Source organism: Labilibaculum sp. DW002 (genome assembly GCF_029029525.1).
GTDB lineage: Bacteria > Bacteroidota > Bacteroidia > Bacteroidales > Marinifilaceae > Paralabilibaculum > Paralabilibaculum antarcticum.
Map to the genome: position 1 here is coordinate 1 of NZ_JAKJSC010000016.1, position 5,199 is coordinate 5,199.

At 47.2% G+C, this 5,199-nt stretch carries 2 tRNA genes and 3 rRNA genes; all 5 read right to left on the reverse strand.

The window, feature by feature from the left end:
* Window positions 1–19 precede the first annotated feature (19 nt).
* Window positions 20–130 (reverse strand): 5S ribosomal RNA (gene rrf, locus L3049_RS21490).
* A gap of 119 nt (window positions 131–249) precedes the next feature.
* A 23S ribosomal RNA gene (locus tag L3049_RS21495) occupies window positions 250–3,127 on the reverse strand.
* Window positions 3,128–3,247: 120 nt separating this feature from the next.
* Window positions 3,248–3,321, reverse strand: a tRNA-Ala gene (locus L3049_RS21500).
* A gap of 13 nt (window positions 3,322–3,334) precedes the next feature.
* A tRNA-Ile gene (locus tag L3049_RS21505) sits at window positions 3,335–3,408 on the reverse strand.
* A 145-nt stretch (window positions 3,409–3,553) separates the two neighbouring features.
* Window positions 3,554–5,077: ribosomal RNA gene (locus L3049_RS21510) — 16S ribosomal RNA — on the reverse strand.
* Together the 16S, 23S and 5S rRNA genes with 2 tRNA genes alongside form the textbook arrangement of a ribosomal RNA operon.
* Between the last annotated feature and the right edge of the window lie 122 nt (window positions 5,078–5,199).

The window sequence follows — 5,199 nt, forward strand, 5'->3', positions numbered from 1 at the left end:
TGGAATAAGACTCTTTAAAAGTTGGCGTCGACCTACTCTCCCACATTTCTGCAGTACCATCGGCGCTAACGGGCTTAACTTCTCTGTTCGGAAAGGGAAGAGGTGGAACCCCGTCGCTATAAACACCTAAAATCGTTGTATCTATTGATTCCACTTCTCAACTATTGAGTAATGGTAGATAACTAATATCATAACATATTGAAAAAATTAAAGTAAAAGAACCAGTAAAGATTCAGCGATTGAATTCGCACGCAGAAGTATTAGGGTAATTAGTATTGCTTGGCTTTGGTGTCACCACCTTTACACCTGCAACCTATCAACGTCGTAGTCTCCAACGACCCTTAAAGGAAATCTCATCTTGAGGTAGGCTTCGTGCTTAGATGCTTTCAGCACTTATCCCTTCCGAACGTAGCTACTCTGCAATGCAGCTGGCGCCACAACAGATGCACTAGAGGTTCGTCCAACCCGGTCCTCTCGTACTAGAGTCAGATCCTCTCAAATTTCCAACGCCCACAACAGATAGGGACCGAACTGTCTCACGACGTTCTGAACCCAGCTCGCGTGCCACTTTAATGGGCGAACAGCCCAACCCTTGGGACCTTCTCCAGCCCCAGGATGTGACGAGCCGACATCGAGGTGCCAAACCGCTCCGTCGATATGAGCTCTTGGGAGCGATCAGCCTGTTATCCCCGGAGTACCTTTTATCCTTTGAGCGATGGCCCTTCCATACGGAACCACCGGATCACTATGCTCTACTTTCGTACCTGCTCGACCTGTATGTCTCACAGTCAAGCACCCTTGTGCCATTGCACTCTACACACGATTACCAAACGTATTGAGGGTACCTTTAGAAGCCTCCGTTACTCTTTTGGAGGCGACCACCCCAGTCAAACTACCCACCACACACTGTCCGTCGTTAGACGTTAGACTCCAGATAAGCAAAGGGACGTATTTCAAGGTTGACTCCACAACCCCTAGCGAGGCCGCTTCGTAGTCTCCGTCCTATCCTACACATTACTTACCCAAAATCAATGTGAAGCTGCAGTAAAGGTTCACGGGGTCTTTCCGTCCCGTTGCGGGTAATCGGCATCTTCACCGATACTACAATTTCACCGAGCTCATGGCTGAGACAGTGCCCAGATCGTTACACCATTCGTGCAGGTCGGAACTTACCCGACAAGGAATTTCGCTACCTTAGGACCGTTATAGTTACGGCCGCCGTTTACTGGGGCTTCATTTCATTGCTTCTCCGAAGATAACAACTCCACTTAACCTTCCAGCACCGGGCAGGTGTCAGGCCTTATACTTCATCTTTCGATTTTGCAAAGCCATGTGTTTTTGATAAACAGTCGCCTGGGCCATTTCACTGCGGCTCTCATTACTGAGAGCGTCCTTTCTCCCGAAGTTACAGGACTATTTTGCCGAGTTCCTTAGCCATGAATCACTCGAGCGCCTTAGTATACTCTACTTGACTACCTGTGTCGGTTTGAGGTACGGGCGGCTTTAACCTGAAGCTTAGAGGTTTTTCTTGGAAGTAAAATTAGGCACACTATCCACGCTGCCGTAGCATTGTGGTACTATCAACTTTCAGCTCAAGATGCGGATTTGCCTACATCTCTCATAGCATACGGTCTTCAACGAACTATTCCGTCAGTTCGCGGTGCTTTCATCTCTTCGTCACCCCATCGCAGTTAAAGCCGGTACGGGAATATTAACCCGTTGTCCATCGAGTTCGCCCTTCGGCTACCCCTTAGGTCCCGACTAACCCTGATCCGATTAGCGTTGATCAGGAAACCTTAGTCTATTGGCGTGCGGGTTTCTCACCCGCATTATCGTTACTTATGCCTACATTTGCTTTTCTAGAAGCTCCACAATGCATTACCACACTGCTTCTGCGCCGCTAGAATGCTCCCCTACCAGTTAGAATAAATTCTAAATCCATAGCTTCGGTAGTATGTTTTATGCCCGATTATCATCCATGCAAGATCGCTCGACTAGTGAGCTGTTACGCACTCTTTAAATGAATGGCTGCTTCCAAGCCAACATCCTAGCTGTCAATGCAATCTCACCTCGTTTGTTCAACTTAACATACATTTGGGGACCTTAGCTGATGGTCTGGGTTCTTTCCCTCTCGTCCATGGACCTTAGCACCCATGGGCTCACTGCCAGATATAAGTTATAGCATTCGGAGTTTGTCTGGATTTGATAGGCGGTGAAGCCCTCGCATCCAATCAGTAGCTCTACCTCTATAACTCTCGACTCTGACGCTGCACCTAAATGCATTTCGGGGAGTACGAGCTATTTCTCAGTTTGATTGGCCTTTCACCCCTACCCACAGTTCATCCCAAGACTTTTCAACGTCAACGGGTTGGGCCCTCCACTCTGGATTAACAGAGCTTCAGCCTGACCATGGGTAGATCACCAAGTTTCGCGTCTACCCCCACTAACTTTACGCCCTATTCAGACTCGCTTTCGCTTCGACTACGCACCTGAAGTGCTTAATCTCGCTAGTGAGGAGTAACTCGTAGGCTCATTATGCAAAAGGCACGCCGTCACTACACAAGGTAGCTCCGACCGCTTGTAAGCGTATGGTTTCAGGTACTATTTCACTCCTCTGTTCGAGGTGCTTTTCACCTTTCCCTCACGGTACTTGTTCACTATCGGTCTCTCAGGAGTATTTAGCCTTACCAGATGGTCCTGGCAGATTCACACAGAATTTCTCGTGTTCCGCGCTACTCAGGATACTGCTAGATTTACTTTGCTTACGTGTACGAGACTATCACTCTCTATGGTGTGTCTTTCCAAACACTTCCACTTCACGCCGATCATCATATCGCAGTCCTACAACCCCTACATTGCCGAAACAATATAGGTTTGGGCTGATCCCCGTTCGATCGCCACTACTAGGGGAATCACTTTTGTTTTCTTCTCCTCCGGGTACTTAGATGTTTCAGTTCTCCGGGTTTGCCTTCTATAAATAGAATACTCATTGCTGAGTGGGTTGCCCCATTCGGAAATTCACGGGTCAAAGGTTATTTGCACCTCTCCATGACTTATCGCAGCTTATCACGTCCTTCATCGCCTCTGAGAGCCAAGGCATCCGCCATACGCTCTTAATTACTTCTTATTGTGTTAACAAGATTAATCTCGTTCCCGAAATCAATCGTTGTTTCTTTACTTTAGTTACTTCTACTTTAATTTTGTTTTTCAATATGTCAAAGAACTTTAAATACACCATGTATCTATGTGGAGAATATCGGAGTCGAACCGATGACCTCCTGCGTGCAAGGCAGGCGCTCTAGCCAACTGAGCTAATCCCCCATAAACGTTTCTGTAGTCCTGCGCAGATTTGAACTGCGGACCCCTACATTATCAGTGTAGTGCTCTAACCAACTGAGCTACAGGACTAAAATTACCTATTGCTTAGCGGTGAAAACACCCTAACGCTATGGGTTATGGTATAAATAAATTAATGAAAACAATAAAAGTTAGGAAATAAAGAAATAAACCATAGTCATTTACAATAAAACTATTACATACTTCCAATCTCTAGAAAGGAGGTGTTCCAGCCACACCTTCCGGTACGGCTACCTTGTTACGACTTAGCCCCAGTTACCAATTTTACCCTAGGTCGCTCCTTGCGGTTACGAACTTCAGGTCCCCTCGGCTTCCATGGCTTGACGGGCGGTGTGTACAAGGCCCGGGAACGTATTCACCGCATCGTTGCTGATATGCGATTACTAGCGAATCCAACTTCACGGAGTCGAGTTGCAGACTCCGATCCGAACTGAGACCGACTTTGGAGATTAGCATCCAGTCACCTGGTAGCTGCCCTTTGTATCGGCCATTGTAACACGTGTGTAGCCCTGGACGTAAGGGCCGTGCTGATTTGACGTCATCCCCACCTTCCTCTCACCTTACGGTGGCAGTCTCGCTAGAGTCCTCAGCATTACCTGCTAGCAACTAACGATAGGGGTTGCGCTCGTTATGGGACTTAACCCGACACCTCACGGCACGAGCTGACGACAACCATGCAGCACCTTGTAAATTGCTCCGAAGAGAACTCCTATTTCTAAGAGGGTCAATCTACATTTAAGTCCAGGTAAGGTTCCTCGCGTATCATCGAATTAAACCACATGTTCCTCCGCTTGTGCGGGCCCCCGTCAATTCCTTTGAGTTTCATTCTTGCGAACGTACTCCCCAGGTGGATTACTTAATGCTTTCGCTCAGTCACGCACGATGTATTGTGCACAACGAGTAATCATCGTTTACGGCGTGGACTACCAGGGTATCTAATCCTGTTCGCTCCCCACGCTTTCGTCCATCAGCGTCAATGTTAGTTTAGTGAGCTGCCTTCGCAATCGGTGTTCTACGTTATATCTATGCATTTCACCGCTACATAACGTATTCCGCCCACCTCAACTAAATTCAAGACTAACAGTATCAATGGCAGTTCCAGAGTTGAGCTCTGGGATTTCACCACTGACTTATTAGCCCGCCTACGGACCCTTTAAACCCAATAAATCCGGATAACGCTCGAATCCTCCGTATTACCGCGGCTGCTGGCACGGAGTTAGCCGATCCTTATTCCTACAGTACCTTCAAACAAATACACGTATCTGCAATTATTCCTGTAAAAAAGCAGTTTACAACCCATAGGGCCGTCATCCTGCACGCGACATGGCTGGTTCAGGCTTGCGCCCATTGACCAATATTCCTCACTGCTGCCTCCCGTAGGAGTCTGGTCCGTGTCTCAGTACCAGTGTGGGGGACTATCCTCTCAGACCCCCTAAGCATCATAGTCTTGGTAAGCCGTTACCTTACCAACTAACTAATGCTACGCATGCCCATCTTGTACCCCCGAAGGTTTAATAATCGATCCATGCGAATCAATCAAATTATGCGGTATTAATCCAGATTTCTCTGGGCTATCCCCCTGTACAAGGTAGGTTGCATACGCGTTACTCACCCGTGCGCCGGTCGTCATCTGTAGCAAGCTACAATGTTACCCCTCGACTTGCATGTGTTAGGCCTGTCGCTAGCGTTCATCCTGAGCCAGGATCAAACTCTTCGTTGTATAAAAAAATTTAATATTCTGTCTCTGGAATGTATTAAGTTATATCGTAAATTTATTGACAAGGTTATTTTCTTGTATTTACCTAACTTCTTGTTTTCAATATTTTCAAAGAACTTGGTCGA